We start from the raw sequence: 24,233 nt of genomic DNA, 5'->3' as shown, positions 1-24,233 counted from the left end.
ATCTTTATATTTTAAATTTATAAACTATCTATAGAAAATGATAAATTCAGCAATAATAATGAATGGTAATGAAGTTGCTGGCAATATTTTAGTAAAAATTAAAGAAATAATTAAAAAAAAAGGAATTATTCCTAATCTTGCAGTAATACTAGTTGGTGATAATCCTGCTAGCTTGATTTATGTTAATAATAAAATGAGAAAAGCAAAAGATATTGGAATAGAATGTCATATTGTCCAGCTTCCATATCATACAACTCAAAAAGAATTACTATTAATAATTGAATCTTATAATAAAAAAGTAGAAATAGATGGTATAATAGTTCAAATGCCATTACCAAATCATATAAATTCAAATTTCATTATAGAAAGTATATCACCAGATAAAGATGTTGATGGATTTCATCCATATAATATTGGAAAATTAAGTGTAGCAGAATCAGGCTTTTTCAATAAATATTCTGATAATATATTATCATTAAATAAATTATTTGTTCCATGTACTGCTGCTGGTATTATGACATTATTAAAACATTATATTGGTGATTTATCTGGTAAAAACACACTTATTATAGGAAGATCAAATATAGTTGGTAAACCTACATCTATTATTTTATTAACAGAAAATGCTACTATTACAATAGCTCATTCTTATAGTAAAAATATAGAAGAATTATGCTTGAGAGCAGATATTCTAATTTGTGCTATTGGTAAGCCTTTATTTGTTAAAGGTAGTTGGATAAAACAAGGAGCATGTGTTATTGATGTTGGTATAAATAGAATTCATGATAATAAAATTATAGGAGATGTAGAGTATGATAATGCATCTAAGGTAGCAAGTTATATAACCCCTGTACCTGGTGGAGTTGGCCCCATGACAATTGCATATTTATTATATAATACTTTGCAAGCACATCTATATAATTATTTATAAGTATAAGAAAGAGTATTATTATTAAATAAAATATAAAGAAATTTTATAGTTATTAAATATATACTTTATAAATGGAATATAATTTTTTATTAATTAAAACAAATATTAATGATTCATTATCTATTGATAATGCTAGATTTATTAATAATAACAAAAATATTGATAATTTAATCAACAATGCAGCTAAGTTATTAGTGAATATTTTTAATAGTAAAGAAAATAAATTAATATTTAATAATGAATATTTAAAAATAATTATAAATCAAGATATTAATAATGATATTAATGATTATAATAGTAAATTATATGAAATTATTGATGTTATCGAAACAGCAGCTAATCTTTCTGAGAAATTTCATAGTTATTTTCATTTTGAAGAAACATATTTGCAAATAAAAATAGGTGATTATCATTTTTATAATAAAGATTATATTTATGCTATTAATTCTTATCGTCATGCAATTCAACAATATCATCAAAATCAAATTGGTTATTTAAAAATAATAAAATGTTATAATGAATTAATAAATGAATCTATTATAAAAAAAAATGTAGAAAATATAAATATTTATACTCAATCAATTCAAGACTTAAAAAAAGAAGCTGAAAAATATCAAATATGTTTAGATATTAATAATGTAAATGAAGACTTATCACAAAGACCATTCGAGAAATTTTCTGAATATTTGAAATTCTGTGAATGTGATATAAATGATTTTTCTTTAAAAAAAAACAGCTATTGGGATATTTTAGATCGTTACCCAAACCATAATAGTATGCAATATGATATTTTAACTGAAGCTACTGTTGACTTAAAAAAACGTCATGCAAATTATCATCGTAATGCAGCAATTATTTATTACAATCTTGGTCAGATTTATGCTTTAATAGCAAAATTAGTCGAAAATAAAAAAATTTATGAAGAGGAAAATGATAAAAATTTAGATAATATTAATAATTATCAAAATAATATAGAAAATGAATGTAAATTCAAAAATAATAAAATTATTTCTTTATTGATAAATAAAATTAAATTATTTTTTAATATAAAAATAAATAACTTTAGTTGTAAAACATTTAAATTTAATGAAACTATCGATATGAATAAATTTTTACCCAAAAAAACTATAAATATTATTAAAAAAGAAAATATAAAAAAAGATGATTTTTATGATATTTTATCTATTTCTAAATCATATTACATGAGGGCATTTAATATTGATATTAGTCTTGAAAAAGATATAGATAACTATAATTATTTAAAATAATTTATAATTTTGAAATAAATTCTGAACTATATAATTTAAATTCTGTAATAAATAGTATATTGGGAGAATAGATGCAAAAAATAAAAATAAATTTAAAACAAAATTATAGAAATAAAAATTATTATTTTAATATATTTTCTACTATAAAAATAATTTTTATATTAGTTTTTTTTGCTATTTTTATTATTTCATTTCTATCTTACAACGGACTTGATCCAAGTTTTCTAAATACTTATGAATCTGATAAATATCACAACATTATTGGCAAGGCTGGTGCAAATTTATCTGCTTTTTTTTTAACTAGTTTTGGTTTTATTCCTTCATTAGCAATAAGTATATATTTTTTAACAATAATTCTCTATATATCCCCTAAAAATGAAAATAAATTAATTGTTGTCATAAAAATATTTTTTTTTACAGTATTTTTGTTAATACTTTGTTTATATTTATCTGATATGATTCTTAAAGACATAACAGATATAGAAGTATACGACAATAATCAATATGTAATAGGTGCTGGAGGTTTTATAGGATATTATCTTAACACTATATTTAAATATTTATTAGAAAATTGTAATATACACATTTTTAGTAAATTTATTATCAAGATGTGTGTTTATATATTTGGTTTAATATGTTTTTTTTCTTCTATTAATTATGATTTAATTTTTTTTCTTAAAAAAATTAGAAATTTATATAAAAATAATAATATTATCTTAGATAATGATATTGAAGATACAAAAATTAATAAAAAATATGTATTTCCTTCTTTTTTCTCACAAGAAAAAAAAGATCTTGAAAAAGAGTATACTAATAAAGACTTAGATCAAAATTCTAATAGTGAAAATAAATTATGCTTTAAAACTATTAATAATATTAATATTTCTGATAAATTATATAAAGAAGAAATAAACCATTATAATAATGATAGTAATGATAATAATAAATATAATTTAAATTATAAAGAATTTCAGCGATTTTCTGATAAAAATGAGAATTATAATCAAGATAATAATTTTTTTGCTAAAAAAAATGATGAAATAAATTATATACCACTACCAGTATCTTTATTAGTAATATCAGAGAATATAAACACAAAAGAAATAATAAAAGAAGATATTTCTAAAATTTCTGAAAATCTTTCTCAGGTTCTTAAAGATTTCGGTATAAAAGGATTAATAAAAGATATTCACACTGGTCCAGTAATAAAATTATGTGAATTTATACCAGCTCCAGGGATAAAATCTTCACGTATTATTTCTTTAGCTGATGATATTGCTCGATCTATGCATTCTAAATCTGCCAGAGTAGCAATAATTTCAGGGAAAAATGCTATAGGTATTGAACTACCAAATGAACAAAGGCAATTTATACATCTAAGAGAAATGATAGATCATGATTCATATCAAAATACACAATTTAAACTTCCTTTAATCCTTGGAAAATCTATTAGTGGTGAACCGATATTAGCTGATTTAGCTAAAATGCCACATTTATTAGTTGCTGGAACAACAGGATCTGGAAAATCAGTAGCTATAAATACTATGATTATATCATTATTATATAAATATTCTCCTAAAGATTGCAGATTAATACTAATTGATCCAAAAATGCTAGAATTATCTGTTTATGATGGAATTCCGCATCTTGCAACACCAGTAGTAACAGATCCTAAAAAAGCAATTGATATATTAAGTTGGGCAATCAAAGAAATGGAATCACGGTATAGAATTATGTCGATTTTAGGAGTACGTAATATAGTAGGATATAATGATATCATGAGTAAAACAAATGATAAAAAAATTACTAAAATTATACAAACAGGATTTGATCAACAAACCAAACAACCACAATTCTCATCTATAGATATTGAAGTGATACCACTTCCATATATAGTAATAATTATAGATGAAATGGCAGATTTAATGATTATAGCAGGAAAGGAAATAGAGACTTATCTTCAAAGACTTGCCCAAATGGCAAGAGCTGCTGGTATTCATATTATAATGGCAACACAACGTCCTTCTGTTGATGTTATCACTGGAGTAATAAAAGCAAATTTTCCAACAAGAATTAGTTTTCAAGTGAGCTCAAAAATAGATAGCAGAACTATAATTGGAGATATAGGAGCAGAACAATTATTAGGGATGGGGGATATGTTATATATGATGCCTGGTGGACAAATAGAAAGATTACATGCTCCATTTGTAAATGATGATGATATAGAAAGAATTGTAAATTTTTTAAAAACACAGGGATTCCCTGTATATGTGGATCTAAATGATAAATCGACAAATTATATCAATAATACTAATGAGAATTAGTAATTTAATATGGTATAATACATTTTGTAAATTTTTATCTCTAAATAATAATATAAGAGATATACAAGATCAATAATTTATGTTTTAATTTTTTTGATTTGATAACATTAAGTTTAATTAAAACTATACTTAATATTGAAATAATTTTAATAGTAAAATAATTAAAAATAAATATGTCAACATATGATATACCTTCTGGTATGGCAGCATCACTTCTTGGTATGAAATATATGGAGGATAAAATAAGTATTTGTGCACAAAATATATCAAATATAGATACAAAAGGTTTTAAAGAAAAATATTTAATTAGTACTGAAGCTTTATATGGTGGTGTGTATGAGCAACCCAATGCTCGTATATCTGACTCTGGTACAATAGAAATACATAATTCTCAAACAGCATTAGCCGTTACAGATAGTTCTGGAATGTTTGCTGTTAAAAATATATCTGGAGAATTATTTTATACACCTACTGGAAATTTTCCACTAAATAAAAACTCAATAATGGAGCTTCAAAGTGGAGGATATTTTCTTCAAGGATGGAAGTATGATGAGGATACTCAAAAATATACAAGAACTTTATCTGATATTAAGGTTGATAATGATATAAAATCTAAACCAACTGATAGTATATTAACAAATTTTAAACTATCAAATAATAGTATAGCTGAAAGTGTTGGAGGAACATTCACAATAAATGTAAATAATACCGATTCATCTGAGCTACTAAATTTAGATTCATTTAGTCATAATTCATTTTATATAGATACTTTAAAAGAAGTAGATGGGATATCAAAAACTGAAACATTAAAATTTTTATTTGGTGGAATAAGTAAAACAACAAAAGATGGATCATCTTCTAGTATTTCAACAGCATCTCCAACAGGATCATTTGATATTATAGTTGAAGGATTATCCTTGGGAAAAATCACTGCATCAGAAATAATTAGTTCTGGGGATAATGATCAACAAGTTTTAACTAAATTACAAAATAAATTTAAATCTTTGGGATTGAGGAGTGATATTATAACCTCTAATAATAATAAAACTTTATTAGTAGCACCTAATAATGCAAATAATAGCATGAAATTTGTAGGAAATGAAAATTTATTATCAATTATAGGATTATCCCCAGAATCTACTATTGATTATGCTAATTATAGTAATCAAAATTACTATCGTTTTGCTTCAGTTAAAGAGCTTGCATCATTAATGAAAGCAAATGGTTTGGATGTTAACTATAATCCATCAAGTAAATCACAAGTAGTAGTTTCTGCTTTGAAGAATTGTTCATTAACTTTGTGTGATAATAGTGTAAATGGTAATTTATTATATGATTTAGGTATAGTATCTTCATCTAATGTTGAATGTTTACCTATCGATAGTAATTATGATTGTTATGTTCCATCTTCTGCCATTTCTAATAATCCTAATGTGGTACCAGATTTATTATCTGATTTTGTCATTTATGACTCTTTAGGTATAAAACATATAATGTATGCAGGATTTATTAGATTGAGTGGATACGATTGGGCAATGGAGGTATATGGTAATGCACAAGATATAGATGATAGTACTAATTATAGTGGAATAGTCCAGGCATCAAAATTATCTTTTAGTCCTGATGGAGATTTGGTATCTATTTCAGCTTTTCCAATTTCTAGTTATAGTAATCCACTAAAAATATCAACACCATTTGAAGAAATAGGAAGTTCTGGTGATAATTTTAATATTACTGCTGGTAATATTACTAAAAACTATGTTCAAGGAACTGATTTTACTAATATTTCTGAATTATCTAATAAAATTAATGCTGATTTTAGCAATCTAAAATCAACTATTGTTCAAAATTCTTTAGATAATAACTCATATTTGCTTAAAATAACACCTGAGAGTTCGAGTATTATAATTGAAACAAGTGGGACTGCTTCAGTATCATTAGGAATGCAACGTAGTAGGGATAATGTTTTGCCTTCTTTAAATGATGAGTTAAAAATTAAGTGGAGAGGTTTAAATGGCGCATCTCCGGAAGAAAGCTCAATAAGATTTTTTTATGAAAAAAATAACATTGATTGTATAAGTTCTACCATGCGTTGCGCCATGGAAAATAATGGATATAAAAGTGCAACACTCAATGATATTAATATTGATGATGGAGTAGTAATAGGAATATATGATAATGGAGAAAAATTAAATCTTTATAAAGTTCCATTAGCTATCTGTAATAATGTTAATAAAATGGGTGTTTTAGATAATGGTTTATTTTCTGAAACTGTAGAATCTGGAAAAGTAACAATGATTGAGAGCGAGAAAGGAGGTGCTGGCAAGATATTATCTCAAAGAATTGAAGGATCTAATGTTAATTTATCTGATAATTTAACAAACATTGCAATTACATCGCAATATCATCAAGGAATAGGAGTTGTGGCAAAGACTCAAATTGGTCTCATGGATGTTATAATTGCTTTATCAAATGCATAAATTTATAAAAATTTTAAAATAAAATAAAATTATTAATAAAAAATAATAAAAAATAATAATTTAAAAGTTATTGTATTTCTTACTTTATATAAATTTGAAATTAATATTGATTTTGATAATTAAATCAAATATTATTTTAATTACTTTATAGACTACTTATACTTTACTTTTAATTAGAATAAATAATCAAATAAAATATGTATTCATCAGCATCTTCTGGAATGAATGCCGCAATGACTCAAGTTAACGTGGTATCCCATAATATTGCAAATCAACAAAGTCCTGGTTTTAAAGAGGCAAGTCCAATATTTTCTGATCTAATATATATGAATGATCAGAGAGTAGGTGGTCCTTTATCTAGTAATAGTGATGGATTACAACCAATAGGGATACAAATTGGGACAGGAGTAAGAACATCTGCAGTAGTAAGAGATTTTCGTCAAGGAGAAACAGTTTACACTGGATCAGATCTTAATATAGCAGTAATAGGGGATGGCTTTCTACAAGTTACATTACCTGATGGTAGTATTGCTTATACAAGAGATGGAAATTTACAAATAGATCCTGTTACAAGTCAACTTGTTACAAACTCTGGGTATATTGTACAGCCTGGAATAGTTATACCTCAGAATTATAAAAAAATTATTATAAAAAGAGATGGCACTGTTCTTGCGGAAATATCAAATGAAGTTGCTCCACAGCAACTTGGTAAACTGCAACTTACTCGTTTTATAAATAATAATGGATTATATGCAAGAGGTGATAATCTTTATATAGAGACTGATGCTGCAGTTCCAATAGATGGAAATCCTGATGAAGATAGTTTTGGTTATATTTTACAAGGTTCCACAGAAGGATCAAATATAAACTCTATTAATCAAGTTATAAAACTTGTTAATGGGCGTCAATGGTATGAATTTAATGCTCAGGCATTTAAAGTATTATCAGAAATCATTGGGATAACTGTTAAGATGGCTGGCGGTGGAGTTTAAAATACTGAAATTTAACCTAAATAAAATAATTTATTACAAATAAATTATTAATAAAAAAAATATTATAAATTAACTATAATAAGTATTTTTTTGTTTTCTTTTTATTTTAAATAAATTTAGATAATAATAATCAAAGAAGATTGCAATAAAAAAGCAAAAATGTAAAAAACAATTAAAAATTTATTTTCGAAATAAAATAAATTATAGTATCAAGTTAATATATTTTTAAAAAGAAAACTTAAAATAAAAAGCCCAAGTAAAACCTAGATTACTCTGCTATGGCTGCTGTCTTTCGACCCTGACCAGGTTCACATCGTATAACTACCTCTACTTGGGTTGCATTAATTGTAACAAAATTATATATTTTATGCAACAAATAAATTTGTTTTTTTAATTATTTTTAATCTAAATTAGTTTAAAAATTGGTATTATATATATTATATTTATATATTAATTTTTATTTTTTACTACCTGTAGGTTTTTGTTCCTCTTTAGTTGTATCTTTTGTAACCGTTTTAATGTAATCTTTTATTTCTATATTATCAATTTCGGAAAAATCTATTTCAACAATAAATTTATCTTTATTAAGATTTTCAATAACTTTATCTGTGATATCTAATTTTTTATCAAAGTATTGTGATGCATTTCTATCTAAAACTAATGAATATCCAGTATCTTCCGCTATTTTACTTATAATTTTATTTAAATGCTCTATGAAAGATTTCATGACTTTCTCATAACTCTTTTGTAAAGCTTCGCGTCCAGAAACTGCTTTTTGTTGGAGATCAATAAATCCTTTATTCAAATCATCATTTTTTTTCTTCAAAGCATCTTCTGATAAGACTGATTTTTGTTTTTCTATCTCTGATAAATTTTTTCTTAGATTAGCTTCGCTTTTTCTTAACTTATCACCAAAAGAATCTGATTTTTGCTTTATTTTTGAATTTATTTCATTAAAAGCTTCAGATTTTTCAAAAACTTGACCATTATCTAAAATAGCTATTTTAATTTCTTCAGCATAACTAATGGTATTAAATATAAAAAATGATGTAAATAGAATAGGTATTATATTTTTAGCGTATAATTTAAAGATTTTCATAAAGTAATAAAAAAATGATAAAATGTATGATTAATATAATGATTTATATAAAGTAAATAACAAAATAGAGAGAGTAAACAATAAAAAATATGAAATTATACTTTTATTAATATAAATTAATATTTTTAACATTTAAAAATTATATCGAATTTTTTATAGTTTATATTTTGTAGTTATATCATAACTTAAGTTATTAACTATTTAAAAATATTTATCATATCAATTAATAATCATTATATAAAAATAATAATTATTGCAAACAATATTGTAAGTTATAGGCTAATAATGTATGAATAAAAGATAATTGTTTTAAAGATTTTTAACAAAATAGTTTTATTAGATAGATTATTAAATGACTGATTCTCTAAAAGCAGTTTATATAAAAACTTACGGGTGTCAAATGAATGTTTATGATTCTGGTAGAATGTTGGATATTATGCGTCCACATGGATTTCATCACACTGATGATATCAATACTGCTGATGTTATCATATTAAATACATGTACAATTAGGGAAAAAGCTGCTGAAAAAGTTTATTCAGAATTAGGTAGAATTCTTATTTTAAAAAATGAAAGAACAAAATTAGGAAAAGAAACTGTAATAGTTATAGCTGGATGTGTAGCACAAGCAGAGGGAAAAGAAGTTATAAGACGCGCTCCATTTGTTGATATTGTTGTTGGACCTCAATCATATCATAATCTTCCTATGTTATTAGAGCAAATAAAAAGAAATAAATCTTGGATAGTAAAATTGGATTTTGAAGAAAATAACAAATTTGATCTTCTTCCGGAAGAACTCGGAAAAGGATCTTCAATATCATTTTTATCTATACAGGAAGGATGTGATAAATTTTGCCATTTCTGTGTTGTACCTTATACACGTGGAGCAGAATTTTCTAGGCCTGTTTCTAATATTTATCGTGAAGCATTGATAATGGCAAAAAATGGAGTCAAGGAAATAATACTTCTTGGTCAAAATGTGAGTGCATATAGGGGATTACCACCAGATATTGTTGAAGATCATGATATAGATCATAAAATACATAAAGATTTAAAAAATCAAGAAAATAATACAATAATTATTTCAGATATACAAAAAAATCATAAAAAAAATGATAATTTTAATTATTGGTCACTTTCTAAATTAATAGAAAATATAGCAAATATTAAAGAAATAAAAAGAATAGGATATACGACATCACATCCCATAGATATGTTAAATGATATTAATTTAATATTTTTACATTGTACTGAAAAAAAACTTATGCCTTATTTACATTTACCAGTACAATCTGGATCAAACAAAATATTAAAATCTATGAATAGAAAACATACTAGAGAGGAATATTTTCAAATAATTAATCTATTTCGTAAATATCGTCCGGATATTGCTTTAAGTTCTGACTTCATTGTTGGATATCCTGGAGAAACTGATGATGATTTTGCTGATACAATTGATTTAGTAAAACAAATTGAGTATTCTCAAGCATTTTCTTTTAAGTATAGTGCAAGACCTGGAACTCCCGCATCTGAGATAAATAATCAGATTGATGAAAAAATAAAGGATCAAAGATTACAGATTTTGCAAGAACTATTGCGTAAACAACAAATGATATTTAATTTACAAAAAATAGGAGATGAAATGGAAGTCATTTTTGAAAAACCAGGTAAAAAGAATGGCCAAGTTATAGGTAAATCACCATATATGCAATCTGTAGTTTGTGATGGATCTTTAGATATTATTGGCGAAATAATGAATGTTAAAATTGTGGATGCAAAACAAAATAGTCTTTTTGGAAAAATAATATAATAATGTTATGTTATATAACAACATGAAAAATAAGTTGATAATATCAATCAAATAAAAAAAATTAAAATATTTTTTAATAAAAAATTAATGTCGGAAAATAATAATAAAGATTCATTAAATGATATATCTGATCAAATGAAGAATATAGAAATGATTATTAATAAATCAGATATCAAAAAAATATTAAATAATGATGTTCTAGTACTTGAAAAAAAGGAACAAAATATAGAAATGTTATCTAATTTAAAGAAAAATCTAGCTAAAAATTTTTGTAGATTAGAAGATAGTAATATAATAAGTAAATCTAATACAAATGAGATTAAAGATGAAATAAATTCAGAAAAAAATAATGAAATTAAACTGGAAACATCAACAAAATTAAAAAAATTGGAATTAGAAAATATAAAAAATGATTTAATTCGAATTTTAGAAAGAATTAATGAATTAATGTCATCTTTTTAATAAAATATTAAATATATAAAATATAAAAATGATGTTTACATATTTTTATAAAAAAAATAAAATAAAAATGAAAAAACAAAAGAAATTTTTTTTATTAAAAATTATTATAATGAATACTTTTTTTCTTGTAAATTTTTTTAATAAAGATTTGAATATATGTCTGTTAGCAGAAAATACTGATTCTATTAATGAAATTTTATCAGAATTTGAAGAAACAAACGATAAAGATATTGATATTGATATTTCTACACCTATTATTTCTGATGATTATTCAGATATAAATAAATTAGATAATTTATTAGATAATGATAATATTAAAGAAAAAAATAATATTAAAGAAAAAAATTATGTAAATTTTCCAGTTGATAATAATAATACTAATAAATCACAAGATACATCAAAATCAAATATAATAACTGATTCATCTATAGATCATAATAATAATAATATTGATACTACATCAAAAATTAATTCTAATAATAAATTTAATAAAATTTCTGATAAAATAAAACCAAATCAGTCAAATAATATTGAATCGACAGGAAAAAATATTAATTCTTTGCAAAATATAAAAAATTTGCAAAATATAAAAAATACTAAAAAAAATTCACAAGATATAACAAATATAACAGAAGTATTAAAACAAAATAATACATCTAAATCTATTTTAAATGATTCTAAATCTAATAAAACAAAACAACAAAAAAATAATAAAAATCCTAAAACATCATCAGTTATAGATATAAAACAAAATAAATCTTCAGATAAAGAAAATAAAACAACATTGTATAATAATACAAATCAAAAAAATTCTATCTCTGAAAAATCGAATATATCTTCTAATCAAAAAGTTAATAATAATATTATTATCAATAATAACTCTGTTAATAATAATTCTATAAAAAAAATAGATAATAACTCTGTAAATAATATAAAATCTTCAATTTATAAACAAAATAATAAATCTGATACAAGTAAAATATTAGAAGAAAATTCTAAAGATAAATTAAATCAAACTGATAAACAAATTATATTAACTAAATCAAAATCTGATAAAAATCAGATAAATTCAAAAAAACAACTTAATCCTTCAAAAATTCTCTCTAAATCTCCTCAAAAAAATCTAAATCCTAAAAAAAAGTTTCCACCTGAGGGATCTCCTATACCAACTTTCAGACTTCCAGAAGAAGATCTCGAAACCTTCGAAATAAAGCAATTTGATATGCTTGATGAAGTATATGACTATAATACTAAGGATTTACCAGAAGAGATGTATGGAAAGAAATATAGCGTTCAAAATCAGCATTTGCCCAAAGCAATCTACAAAGAAGATTATTTTAAAATGTTATTTAATGCAGTAGCAGCTGATGATATATCAACAATAAATTCACTTATTGAACGTAATGCTGATATTAATATTACAAAAAATGACTATACCCCTTTGATGCAAGCAACGAAAATGCGAAAATACAAAACAATGAGATATTTAATAACTAGAGGGGCCGATCTTTATCATGAAGATAAGGATGGTAAAAATGCTATGCACATAGCAGCAAAAAACAATGATTTTGAGGCTATAAGAATTTTATTAGCAGCGAAAATGGATCCTGAAATTAGCGATAAACTTGGAAAACGCCCAATAAAATATATTAATAGAAATATAGATGATATAGTAGATGCATTTGCTCAATCTTATAGTGATAAAACAAAAGCTTTAATTGATATGGTTGATATAGGATCAATTCAAGGAGCATTGCTTCTAATTAAAGATGTTAATCCAAATATTCGTGTCAGGGATAAAAGTCTTTCTGGAGATACAGCAATTATTGTTGCTGTGAGAAATCACGATATACGTATGTTATCTTTATTATTATCATATGGTGCGTCGCCATATATTAAAAATAATAATCATATTAGTGCCTTTGATTTAGCTAAACAAAAAAATTATAATGATATTTTAGATGTAATAAGAACTGTAGAAATAAGTAATGAATTAAGCAATCTTCAAAAAAATAAAACAGATTCTTTTGAAGAAACATCTTTGTTATCTTATGAAAATAAATAGATAATTAATTAATATTCGATAAAAAAATAATGGATAGTACTAGTTCAATTGATACTAATAATAGAAATTATTATAATAATTCTATAAAAGAACCATCTGCTCATAAAGCAGCAAGTGAATTTAATCAGTATATTGTGAATGGTATGTTAGAAGACTTTATGATAAAAGATAAAAATACTCTTTATGAAGAAGACAATGATAAAGATAATCCATTTTTATTTAATAGTTATGAACAAAAAGTATATAATAAATTTTTAATAAATGAAATGGCAATACAAATGACGAATAATCTTCCTAAAAGTGGTGTAGATATTGTTTATAGTTATACTAAAAATCAACTAGAAAAAGATTCTCTAAAAAATAAAAAATAAAAAAAAATATTTTTTTAAAAAAAATTTAAAATTTCAAACTAAAATTGAATATAATAATAATATAATAATTTTTCATATGATTACATATAAAGCCCACCATTAATATGAATAGTAGTTCCTGTAATATATTTTGCAGCATCAGATAATAAGAAGGCAACGGCAGCTGAAACATCTTCTGGAGTACCTAATCTTTTCATAGGTATTTTATCAGTAATTAACTTTACTCTATCTGGATTTATAGAATCTGTCATTGGTGATATTATAAATCCAGGTGCAATGCAATTGATTCTTATATTGCGTGATGCTACTTCATGAGCTAAGCTACGTGACATACCTTCAAGTCCAGCTTTACTTGCAGCATAGTTTGTCTGACCAATATTACCAGTATGTGCTATAACAGACGATATATTCACAATACTACCATGTATTTTACTTTTTAGCATTGCTTTTATTGCAGCACGATTTATTACAAAATTAGATGTTAAATTTGTTTTTATAACTTTATTCCATTCTTCATCATTCATTTTAATTCCAATATTATCAGATGTTACTCCAGCATTACAAATAACACCATCTATTTGAGATCCTAATACCTCTTGTGCTTTATCTACTAAAGAGTTTGTTGAATCAATATCATTTAAATCATGTTCTATGATATGAATATTTTTATACTTCAATTTTAAATTATCTAATACATTTTTTCTTCTTCCTGTAATACATAATATAGCATCTAAATCACTTAATAAAGATACAAGTCCTTGTCCAATACCACCAGTCGCACCTGTGATAAGGATTCTTTTTTGACTTAAATTAAATATATTTATATTTTTAATCATATTTATTTTTAATTTTATTATTAGATAATAGGTTTTTGATAATTTTTTATTATATTTATTTAATTTATAATTTAATTTTCTATTTCTAAAAGATTAAGTTCATTAAATATAATATCTATATCACGCATACATTCAATATTATAAACTTTTAAATTTGGATACATTCTTTTCGATAAATTTCCTAATACCTTGCCAGAACCTAATTCAATTATTATATTGCATTTATAATCTTTAACTATTGATTCCATAATCTCGGCCCAACGCACTCTATTTGAAATTTGTTCTATTAAATTATTTTTTATATTTTCAGGATCTTTTTGAGTTTTTGCTGTAAAGTTAGAAAATATTGGTATTTCTGGCTCTTTTATATCACTTTCCAATAAAACTTTTTTCATATCATCAGATGCCGGTCTCATTATGGAAGAATGAAATGGAGAACTTACATGAAGTTTTATTGCTTTTTTTATATCATAATTTGGGACAATCTTTAAAAGTTTTTCAATATTAGTATTTGTTCCACTGATAACTATTTGCCCATAACCATTATCATTTGCAACTTCTGTTTGAGACTCTTCAGCTATTGCACACGCTGTTTTAATATCAGTTCCAAGAAGAGCTACCATACCTCCAACATTTAAAGGTATAGCATTATTCATAAAAATTCCTCTCTTGTATACTAAATTAGATGCAGTATTTAAATTAATACTATTTGCAATACACAATGCGCTATACTCACCTAAGGAATGGCCTGCACCTACTATAAAAAAATCCGATATTGAAGTTATATTTAAATTCTTTGCTAAACATCTCCAAGCAGCTACACTCACAGCTAATAATGCAGGTTGTGCATTTTGTGTTTTTGTTAATTCTTCTATATCACCATAAAAAATTAATTTAGATAAATTATAAGATATTGCCTCATCTATTTCTTGAAATACTTCTCTTCCTTCTGGAAGAGATTTATAAAAATCATATCCCATTCCTATATGTTGAGAGCCTTGACCAGGGCATAAAAAGACAATTTTATGGTATTTACTTTTTAAATCCATTTTTAATTTTTAACTATTTTATACTTTTTTATTTTAATAATTTATTGATAAATATCTATTAATTTTTATAGTAGTATTTATACTATGAATTGTTTACTATTATTTAGTATCATAAGATTATTTTATATATTTTTTATATATTAGATATATAATATTTATATCAGATATACCAGTATAAATATAATTTATAGTGACAGCAACATATATGTAAATAAATATAAATTAATATATTTCGATAAAATTCCTAAATATAGCGTATAAATTATAAATAAATGATCTAATATAAACAAAAATAATATGCTTTATAGTATAAATTATATAAAAATCATTACAATATTAATTATCTTAACTTTAAATGTTATTTTATCTTTTATTTGGTATAAATCTTATTCTATAGTTATAAAAAGATTTAGAGAGGAAGATATTTCTGTTATAGATTCCATGAATTGTTTTAATAAAAATAATTTAGATTCAAATAATTTATCTGTGGATTTTTTTAAACAATTTACAGAAAATAATAATACTGATGATCAAGATATAGTAGATATTAAAACTAATAACAACAACTCAGAGCATAATAATGTAAAACATAAAAGCATTAAAAATAATTATAATATTAATAATGATAAAGAAAACAATCTTGATGAAGAGAACCAGGAAGTATTTCCTCTTAGAATTGAAGAAAATATGAGTAAAGATGATAATATAAAAAGTAAAGAAAATAACAAAAATGATTTTTTCTTAAAAAAGAAGAGCATATTTTCAATAGATTAAAACTGATCTTTGATAAAAAAATAAATAAATTTTTAATATCATTAATTATACTTAAAAATATTCAACAAGTATAAAATTAATAATAATTATAAATATAAATTATAAATATAATTAAGAAATAATATTTTAATATTAAAAAATATTATATATAACTGTTTTTATAAAAAAATACTATATTAACAAAATTTTAATAATAAAAAAATAATTATGATGAATTTAGCAGCTCTAGAAACATTTCTTGCTCCATTTCAAGAAATTTTTTCACAAGAAGGGGTTAATGAGGTTTGTGTTAATCGTCCAAAAGAAATATGGGTTGAAAAAAGAGGAGATATATTTAAACATGATTCACCAGATTTGGATTTTGAGCATTTAAGGGGTTTGTCTTTATTAGTTGCTAGTTCAACAGAGCAAAAAATATCTGAAGAAACACCTCTTTTATCAGCAACACTTCCAAACGGATTCAGGATACAAATAGTTATTCCTCCAGCTTGTGAGCCAGGAATCATAGGAATGGCTATTAGAAAACCATCAACAATGCAGCTTTCTTTAGAAAATTACGATAAAATGGGAGCTTTTTCTGATACGGCAACTGGTGAGACTATAGATAATGATAGTATTATTCTTGACGAATTAATTAAAAATAAAAAAATAAAAGACTTTTTATATAAATCTGTAGTAAGTCATAAAAATATTATTATAAGTGGAGGAACATCTACTGGAAAAACAACATTTACTAATGCAATGCTTAAGGCTATTCCTGAGCATGAAAGAATTATTACTTGTGAAGATGCTAGGGAGATAAATCTTTCAGATCATCCTAATCGTCTACATCTTCTTGCATCTAAAGGTGGCCAAGGAAGATCAAAAATTACAATTCAAGAATTGATAGAATCATGTTTAAGACTGCGTCCAGATAGAATAATTGTTGGAGAATTAAGAGGAGCAGAAGCTTTTAGTTTTTTACGTGCAATAAATACTGGTCATCCTGGGTCTATATCAACATTACATGCTGATAGTCCTCAGATGGCTGTTGAACAATTAAAATTAATGGTAATGCAAGCAGGTATGAATATACCTACAGATCAAGTTAAAAGTTATATTTTAAATGTTGTAGATGTTGTTGTACAGTTAAAAAGAGGTGAAAAAGGAAGAAGATATGTATCAGAAATTATGTTTAATAATAAAAATAATAAAAAAGAATAATAAAATGCAAAAAAATTAATATAAATATAATTTTAAGATAAAAATTAACAGCAATTAAAAACTAAAATAATAAAATTTTCATAAAAATGAGTAATGAAACTAATAAAAAAGATAAATTTTTTGATAAAATTAGAAATTTTGCAATTTTTGCCATATTGTTTATAACAGGATTTTATGCATGTATTCATTTAGGATCACTATTATTTATTTTATCTGAAGGAATTAATAGTACAGCTTTTAGTAGTATAATTAAAGATCCATTTGATTCAATTTTTTCATTTGCACCATCATTATTTATGGCAAGGTATGGTATATGGTGGTTTATAAATTCTGAGTCAATGAATTATCAAACATATAATTTTCTAATTGTTAGAATATTATTATGCACACTTATACCAGTAATTACATATTTTAGTATAGTGTATAAATACCGTAATAAGATATATGAATTGCGTATTTTTAAGCAAAAACAGTCTTTACACGGTGATGCTCACTGGGCATCAGAAGAAGAAATTAAGAAAGCAGGATTGCGTTCTAAAAAAGGATTACTCTTAGGTGAGAATAAAGAAGGATTCTTGATTGCTGATGGATATCAACACGTATTGTTATTTGCTCCTACTGGATCTGGTAAAGGTGTTGGATTTGCGATACCTAATCTTCTTTTTTGGGATGAATCGGCAATTATTCATGATATAAAATTAGAAAACTATGAATTAACAAGTGGATGGAGAAAAAAATGTGGACAGGAAGTATTCATTTGGAATCCTGCGAATCCAGATGGATATACTCATTGTTATAATCCTATAGATTGGGTTAGTAAAAAACCAGGACAAATGGTAGATGATGTTCAAAAAATAGGAAATCTTATTATTCCAAAAAAAGAATTTTGGGAAAATGAAGCTAGAACTCTATTTGTAGGCGTAACACTTTATCTAGTTGCTGCACCAGATAAAGTTCAATCTTTTGGAGAAGTTGTAAGAACTTTAAGAAGTAATGATGTAACTTATAACTTAGCTGTTGTTTTAGATACAATGGGTGATATTATTCATCCAGTTTCTTATATGAATCTAGCAGCATTCCTTCAAAAAGCAGATAAGGAAAGATCAGGTGTTATTTCAACACTTAACTCTGGATTAGAGCTATGGGCAAACCCACTTATTGATACAGCAACTGCAACAAGTGATTTTAATGTTCAGCAATTTAAAAAAGTAAAAACAACAGTATTTGTTGGATTAACTCCTGATAATCTACAAAGATTACAACCATTAATGCAAGTATTTTATCAACAATCAACTGAATTTTTATCACGGAGTATGCCTAGTAAAGATGAGCCATATGGAGTTTTATTTCTAATGGATGAGTTTCCAACATTGGGAAAAATGCAACAATTTATGAGTGGTATAGCTTATTTCCGTGGATATCATGTTCGTTTATTTTTAATAGTACAAGATACTCAACAACTTAAGGGAATATACGAAGATTCAGGTATGAACTCATTTTTATCTAACGCAACATATAGAATAACTTTTGCAGCTAATAATTATGAAACAGCTAATTTAATATCACAACTTTGTGGTAATCAAACAGTAGAGTCAATATCAGCTAGTAGACCAAAATTCTTAGATTTTAATCCAAGTTCAAGATCTCAGAATGTTTCACATGTGCAAAGAGCATTACTTTTACCTCAAGAAGTTATTACTTTACCTAGAGATGAACAAATAATTCTTATAGAATCAGCATCTCCTATAAGAACAAAGAAAATATTCTATTTTAAAGATAAATTTTTTACTAAAAGATTACTTAAAGCAACAGAAGTACCTGAACAACAACCATATGATCCAGAAGCAGCAAAAAATAAACTTATTAGTAAAAAAGAAGATAAATAATTAATTTTTAATATAAAATCAGTAAAAATCAATAAAAATATAATAAAAACAAAAAAAATAAAATTTTAAAACTATATAAAAAACTATATAAAAATTTATTTTAGTACTTCCATACTATTTTAGTAGTATGTAGAAACTAATTTCATAAACTTATTAGTAAAGATATGTTTTAATTTAAAAAATTATTTTTTATATGATTAGCAATCTAATTAATAAGATAAAAAATTAATTAAAACAAATAGTTTAAGGAATTTTATGAATAATATACAACCCAACAATGTAGAAAATGATATTAATGTTAATGATTTGTCATATAATCAAGATCATCAATTTAAAACAGCAAATTCATATCAAGTTATAAATAATTTACATTTACTTACACCATATCAATTCCATAAAGAATTAATAATAAATCAAAATACTTTGATTATTGATGCATTTATTAATGGAGGAGTTGAATCTTGTTCAAATTGTAATATACCACAGACAGAAGTTAAATATGGATTAAAATACATTGTTCCATATAATATCTCAAGTTCTGATTATTTTAATGAAGATATAAAAAATAATAAAAAAAATAATAATTGTATTGATAATGATTTTAATAGTAAAGAAAAAGAATATCTTTCTAATATTTCAGATAAAAACTCAGATTATAAAGATAATAGTACTAATAATACTGAGCTTAACAAAAAAAAATCTTCAAATTTGAATAAGTGGCCAATAATTTATGCAAATTACATTGCTTTATATATTGGCGATTGGTTTTTTATAAAACCAAAAATTGGATGTTTACAGTGGATACGAGATGAATCTTATCTCGCAGTTTATACAGATGAAGGATGGATTAATCAAAAATTAAAATAAATTAGATTTTATGGAATAAATATAATATTTGGATTCTGATTAGAATTCTTCATCAAGTTATTTTTCTCAATATAGTATCTAACAGAAATATAATCATTATCTGATATATTATATATACTATCAATACCATTATTTTCTTTTAATTTTTCTTCTATGTATTTTTCCTTAAAAGATTCAAACTCTTTAGATTGTTTGTCATTTTCGTTAATTATAAAATGTTTTAATATTTCTTCTTCCGCAATATTCCTCATAACCATTTGTTTTTCAAACTCTTCTCTCATATTTGCATTCAGAGGATTATGAATAAGTAATGACTCATATTCAAGTAGAAATTTTTTATACGTCATATTTTTTAAGTTATTAATTACATTATTATTTATAATAGGATCAATTATATAATTTTTGTTTTTTATACGATATTCTAAATAATGTAATCCTTTTTTTATTAATAAAAGAGATAATATGATAAATCCTAAAGATAAAATTCCAATAGATAATCCTGATATTATTTTTATTGATCCTATAGATAATCCTGTAAAATTACTAGATAAAAAGACGTATTTTTCTATACTAACAAATTTAGTAATAAATAATAACTTTTTTATAAAAAAATAATATATCAAAGATGAAGCAGAAATCCATAAAATATTAGAACACCGATATTGAACTTTGATTTCATCTACAGTGTTATTATAAGTTTCATGAAGTTTCTTCATTTGTTCTATTTTTCGCTGAAAAATTTTAAATGTATCTAAATTCTCTACATGTCGTAATTTTTCTACGTTTTTCTTAAGATAATTATTATATTGTTGATATATGTATGTATGAAAAAAGAAGTTAAATACACATGTTATTTGTCCTAACAAAATTTCCTCTTCTTCTTTTTGTGTTTCAAACTCTATACCTTCATTGATATTTAACTTAAGTCGAAATATACAAAAATATGGACGTATTAACAAGATATTATAATCAATATCAAAATTGTTATAAAATTTTCCTAATATTTCATCGATATTACGATTTTTAAAAAAATTATTTAATTTATTATTAGATATGACAGTTGAAAAATGACGTAATATTTTTTCACTATCAATATATTTTAAATCCCTAGGATTGATTATATATTGTGATTGTTTATTAAAAATATCTCCAAATAAAAAATTTCTTATTTTTGATGCATATAAATATAACATATACAAAGCTGAATTTTATTTTTTTTAGTTATTAAATATTTATTCCATGATTTTTAAAGTTTTATGAGCTAACGATTTAGAAATACCTAATGAATTAATATTTGCCGAAAAAGATCTTTCAGCTTCTTTTGCATCAACATTTTCAATAATAATATTAACATTTGGATATTTTACATATCCATTCTGATCCGCTGCAGGATGATGAGGTTCATATTTGAGAATATATGGAGATTTATCAATATCTATTTTATCTACTACTATAATCTCTGCACCAGTGTTTTGATCTATAACATTTTTAAAAAATATAATTTTTCTTCTATATGGATTATCACTAGAATCAGTCCCAGTTACTTCTGAATTCGCAATATTTTGAGATATTACTTTAAGACGATTACTTTGAGCTTGCATTCCAGATTCAGCTATTTTTATCGATGCAGTAATACTATCATCATTTATATCTCTACTATCAGTAATATAATAATGATTTTTTGCTTCCAGCGGTTGAAACATAACACTAATGATTATAATTATCAATAGTAATATATTAATAAAGTACATATTTATATTCTCTAATTGTTATTAATATTATATCTGTTAAATTTTATTCACAGAGATAGTGGTACATAAAAAAATATATATATTTAAATTTATTAATCTATTTTTTGACTGGCTGTTATAGATAAATTCTTCATTACATTATGAAAATTTATCATTTGATTATATTTTAATGCATTTAAATCTTTTTCAGCCATTTCATCTTGTAAGTTAACCATATTACCATTTGGCTTAATTTCAGTAACATTTTTGACAAATTTTTTAAATTCATTATTTTTAGGCTCAGTACTAAAATGTGCAAGATGTGTTTTTTTTAAAAAGATATCTTCTTCATCTTCTATTTTTGTATCATTTTTTAATATATCAATTGGTATATAATTAGGAGTATCGGAATTAGCAATATTTTGAGAAATTATTTTATCTCTATTAGATAAAAAATCTAAATCATTCTTAATATCATAAAAATCATAAGCATTTAGATTTGTGATAAAAATATTAATAAAAAAATTTATTAATAATATAGAGATTATTAATTGTTTTTTTTGCATAATATAATAGTAATATAAAATACTATATTAAAATTATTAAATTATTTCTCTTTGGAATTCAATCTATTACATATTTTTATTGTTTAGATCGATTTCTTCAAATTTATTTCTAATTAATAGTTCATAATCACTTTTAATTAATGAGAATAACATAATATCAACAGATTTTCCTCTTATAAACCTATATCCGCGCAATATTCCTTCTTTTTTGAATCCATGTTTTTGTAATAACATTTGAGATGGTATATTATCTATAATTGTACGTGCCTCAATACGAAAAACACTCATTCTGTTAAATACTATATTTAAGACAGCAGATAAAGCTTTAGACATAATTCCATTTCTATGATATTCAGGAAAAATATCATAACTTATTTCAGCTCTTTTATTAGATGCATAAAAGTTAACTAAGCCTATATTTCCTATCATAATATCAGTATTTTTATCTGCGATTGTCCAAAAAATTGATCTTTTATTATAAAATAAACTTCCCCAAAATTTAATAGATCTGTTTGCTTCTTCTAAACTTTTTGGCATATCTTCATCTGAATGAGCAAAATTTACTCTAGAATCAGAATATAATTCAAAGTATTTTTTGTCATCTTTTAATTTCATATCACGCATCCAGATTTTTATTTGCTTATTAGTATCAGTATCTGAATTTATATTAAAATCTCCCAAGTCAATATCAGGGAATTTACTAAAAAAACTTTCTAAAGTTACTTTTTTCATTATATAAAATTTAATATTAATAATTACATGAGATCATTACATATTTATAAATATGCTAATTATATTAAATTTTGTCAATTTAATAACTTATATTTCTGATGCATCAGAATTTATAAACTTCTCCTATTAATTCATAATTTATTAATAAGTTATTATTATTTTCTTTTTTGAATAAATATTCAATTTTTTCCCAAAAAAATTTCTCTTCTATTAGATTAATATCATTAATAGTATTTTTAATACCTAAATACTTTAAATCACTCAACAATTCATTTATTGAATTATATTTTATTAAATATGAATCTTTTTCAATAGCTAATAATTTTTCTTTTTCATACTGATTATATTTTACGTTGTATTGTACTTTATGAGTATTAATAGATGATAATTTTGGTAATGTTATAAATCTTTGATAAACACCATTATATATTTCTATATCAGTTTTAATGCATAAATCCATTAAGTTTTTTATAGTAGATTGCAAAAAATAAATATTTATAAGATACCCATTTCCATTAAAAAAATTATATATTTTACTTCTATCATTAAGTGCTAAAAAACAGTTTACACAACATAAATAATTAATATTATTAGGTAATTCATTAATAATATTACATTTTTGTATATTATTGTATTTACAATGATGTATATGATATTTATTATTTAACTTTGAATTAAAAGTTATATCAGATAATGCATCTAATATATCTTTTATAAAGATATCAATAAATTTAATAATACTACTATTATTCATAGTAATACATTAATACATATATATATAAATATAA

The 24,233-nt window shown here is 23.5% G+C and carries 21 protein-coding genes and 1 other RNA gene; 13 read left to right on the top strand and 9 right to left on the bottom strand.

The window, feature by feature from the left end; all coding sequences use genetic code 11:
• Positions 1-37 precede the first annotated feature (37 nt).
• The 5 genes from Lyticum_RS00245 to Lyticum_RS00225 all read left to right on the top strand — a co-directional run bounded on the left by Lyticum_RS00245 (position 38) and on the right by Lyticum_RS00225 (position 7,995).
• Positions 38-931: a bifunctional 5,10-methylenetetrahydrofolate dehydrogenase/5,10-methenyltetrahydrofolate cyclohydrolase gene (locus Lyticum_RS00245; protein ID WP_407659019.1), complete on the top strand. Its 894-nt coding sequence runs from the start codon at positions 38-40 to the stop codon at positions 929-931.
• A 71-nt stretch (positions 932-1,002) separates the two neighbouring features.
• A complete protein-coding gene (locus tag Lyticum_RS00240) occupies positions 1,003-2,199 on the top strand; it encodes a hypothetical protein (protein ID WP_322498333.1) in 1,197 nt (398 codons plus the stop codon).
• 71 nt (positions 2,200-2,270) lie between these two features.
• The gene (locus Lyticum_RS00235) at positions 2,271-4,523 is read left to right on the top strand and encodes an FtsK/SpoIIIE family DNA translocase (protein WP_407659018.1); all 2,253 of its coding nucleotides are present in this window, start codon (positions 2,271-2,273) and stop codon (positions 4,521-4,523) included.
• 173 nt (positions 4,524-4,696) lie between these two features.
• Complete coding sequence (locus Lyticum_RS00230; protein ID WP_322498332.1) at positions 4,697-7,003, top strand: flagellar hook-basal body complex protein; 2,307 nt, start codon at positions 4,697-4,699, stop codon at positions 7,001-7,003.
• Between the two features lie 197 nt (positions 7,004-7,200).
• Positions 7,201-7,995: a flagellar hook-basal body protein gene (locus Lyticum_RS00225; RefSeq protein ID WP_322498331.1), complete on the top strand. Its 795-nt coding sequence runs from the start codon at positions 7,201-7,203 to the stop codon at positions 7,993-7,995.
• Positions 7,996-8,241: 246 nt separating this feature from the next.
• Here the strand turns inward: Lyticum_RS00225 and ffs are convergent.
• An RNA gene (gene ffs / locus Lyticum_RS00220) (signal recognition particle sRNA small type) lies at positions 8,242-8,333 on the bottom strand.
• Between the two features lie 119 nt (positions 8,334-8,452).
• Positions 8,453-9,094 (bottom strand): OmpH/Skp family outer membrane protein, encoded by a 642-nt coding sequence (locus Lyticum_RS00215; protein ID WP_322498330.1) that lies wholly within the window; start codon positions 9,092-9,094, stop codon positions 8,453-8,455.
• A gap of 352 nt (positions 9,095-9,446) precedes the next feature.
• Here Lyticum_RS00215 and Lyticum_RS00210 point away from each other — a divergent pair, with 352 nt between their 5' ends.
• The 4 genes from Lyticum_RS00210 to Lyticum_RS00195 all read left to right on the top strand — a co-directional run bounded on the left by Lyticum_RS00210 (position 9,447) and on the right by Lyticum_RS00195 (position 13,802).
• Complete coding sequence (locus tag Lyticum_RS00210; protein WP_322498329.1) at positions 9,447-10,904, top strand: MiaB/RimO family radical SAM methylthiotransferase; 1,458 nt, start codon at positions 9,447-9,449, stop codon at positions 10,902-10,904.
• A gap of 87 nt (positions 10,905-10,991) precedes the next feature.
• Positions 10,992-11,366 (top strand): hypothetical protein, encoded by a 375-nt coding sequence (locus Lyticum_RS00205; protein WP_322498328.1) that lies wholly within the window; start codon positions 10,992-10,994, stop codon positions 11,364-11,366.
• 109 nt (positions 11,367-11,475) lie between these two features.
• The gene (locus Lyticum_RS00200) at positions 11,476-13,431 is read left to right on the top strand and encodes an ankyrin repeat domain-containing protein (protein ID WP_322498327.1); all 1,956 of its coding nucleotides are present in this window, start codon (positions 11,476-11,478) and stop codon (positions 13,429-13,431) included.
• Between the two features lie 29 nt (positions 13,432-13,460).
• Complete coding sequence (locus Lyticum_RS00195) at positions 13,461-13,802, top strand: hypothetical protein (protein WP_322498326.1); 342 nt, start codon at positions 13,461-13,463, stop codon at positions 13,800-13,802.
• A gap of 80 nt (positions 13,803-13,882) precedes the next feature.
• Here Lyticum_RS00195 and fabG read toward each other — a convergent pair whose 3' ends face one another.
• Positions 13,883-14,638, bottom strand: coding sequence for a 3-oxoacyl-ACP reductase FabG (gene fabG, locus Lyticum_RS00190; protein ID WP_322498325.1), 756 nt, complete (start codon positions 14,636-14,638; stop codon positions 13,883-13,885).
• A 71-nt stretch (positions 14,639-14,709) separates the two neighbouring features.
• The gene (fabD, locus tag Lyticum_RS00185; protein ID WP_322498324.1) at positions 14,710-15,687 is read right to left on the bottom strand and encodes an ACP S-malonyltransferase; all 978 of its coding nucleotides are present in this window, start codon (positions 15,685-15,687) and stop codon (positions 14,710-14,712) included.
• 297 nt (positions 15,688-15,984) lie between these two features.
• On the opposite strand from fabD, the gene Lyticum_RS00180 reads away from it, so the two are divergent.
• The 4 genes from Lyticum_RS00180 (at position 15,985) to Lyticum_RS00165 (ending at position 20,417) form a co-directional block, all read left to right on the top strand.
• Entirely contained in the window at positions 15,985-16,461 is a 477-nt protein-coding gene (locus Lyticum_RS00180; protein ID WP_322498323.1) for a hypothetical protein, read from the top strand.
• Between the two features lie 210 nt (positions 16,462-16,671).
• Positions 16,672-17,664: a P-type DNA transfer ATPase VirB11 gene (gene virB11, locus Lyticum_RS00175; RefSeq protein ID WP_322498639.1), complete on the top strand. Its 993-nt coding sequence runs from the start codon at positions 16,672-16,674 to the stop codon at positions 17,662-17,664.
• 86 nt (positions 17,665-17,750) lie between these two features.
• The gene (locus tag Lyticum_RS00170; RefSeq protein ID WP_322498322.1) at positions 17,751-19,550 is read left to right on the top strand and encodes a type IV secretory system conjugative DNA transfer family protein; all 1,800 of its coding nucleotides are present in this window, start codon (positions 17,751-17,753) and stop codon (positions 19,548-19,550) included.
• Between the two features lie 255 nt (positions 19,551-19,805).
• Positions 19,806-20,417, top strand: coding sequence for a hypothetical protein (locus Lyticum_RS00165; RefSeq protein ID WP_322498321.1), 612 nt, complete (start codon positions 19,806-19,808; stop codon positions 20,415-20,417).
• 8 nt (positions 20,418-20,425) lie between these two features.
• On the opposite strand, the gene Lyticum_RS00160 is transcribed toward Lyticum_RS00165, so the two are convergent.
• The 5 genes from Lyticum_RS00160 to Lyticum_RS00140 form a co-directional block, all read right to left on the bottom strand.
• Positions 20,426-21,610 carry a hypothetical protein gene (locus tag Lyticum_RS00160; protein WP_322498320.1) on the bottom strand — a complete coding sequence of 395 codons (1,185 nt, stop codon included), beginning with the start codon at positions 21,608-21,610 and terminating at the stop codon, positions 20,426-20,428.
• A gap of 39 nt (positions 21,611-21,649) precedes the next feature.
• Positions 21,650-22,120, bottom strand: a complete 471-nt coding sequence (gene flgC / locus Lyticum_RS00155) for a flagellar basal body rod protein FlgC (protein WP_322498319.1) — start codon at positions 22,118-22,120, stop codon at positions 21,650-21,652.
• A gap of 140 nt (positions 22,121-22,260) precedes the next feature.
• Positions 22,261-22,713 carry a flagellar basal body rod protein FlgB gene (locus Lyticum_RS00150; RefSeq protein ID WP_322498318.1) on the bottom strand — a complete coding sequence of 151 codons (453 nt, stop codon included), beginning with the start codon at positions 22,711-22,713 and terminating at the stop codon, positions 22,261-22,263.
• A gap of 66 nt (positions 22,714-22,779) precedes the next feature.
• Positions 22,780-23,445: a GNAT family N-acetyltransferase gene (locus tag Lyticum_RS00145; protein WP_322498317.1), complete on the bottom strand. Its 666-nt coding sequence runs from the start codon at positions 23,443-23,445 to the stop codon at positions 22,780-22,782.
• A 103-nt stretch (positions 23,446-23,548) separates the two neighbouring features.
• Positions 23,549-24,199 (bottom strand): hypothetical protein, encoded by a 651-nt coding sequence (locus Lyticum_RS00140; protein ID WP_322498316.1) that lies wholly within the window; start codon positions 24,197-24,199, stop codon positions 23,549-23,551.
• Positions 24,200-24,233 lie beyond the last annotated feature (34 nt).

Origin of the sequence: Lyticum sinuosum, from assembly GCF_034471385.1 — a bacterium.
Classification (GTDB): domain Bacteria; phylum Pseudomonadota; class Alphaproteobacteria; order Rickettsiales; family Midichloriaceae; genus Lyticum; species Lyticum sinuosum.
The sequence above is the reverse complement of the archived record's forward strand: the minus strand, read 5'-3'. Positions and strand labels throughout refer to the sequence as shown.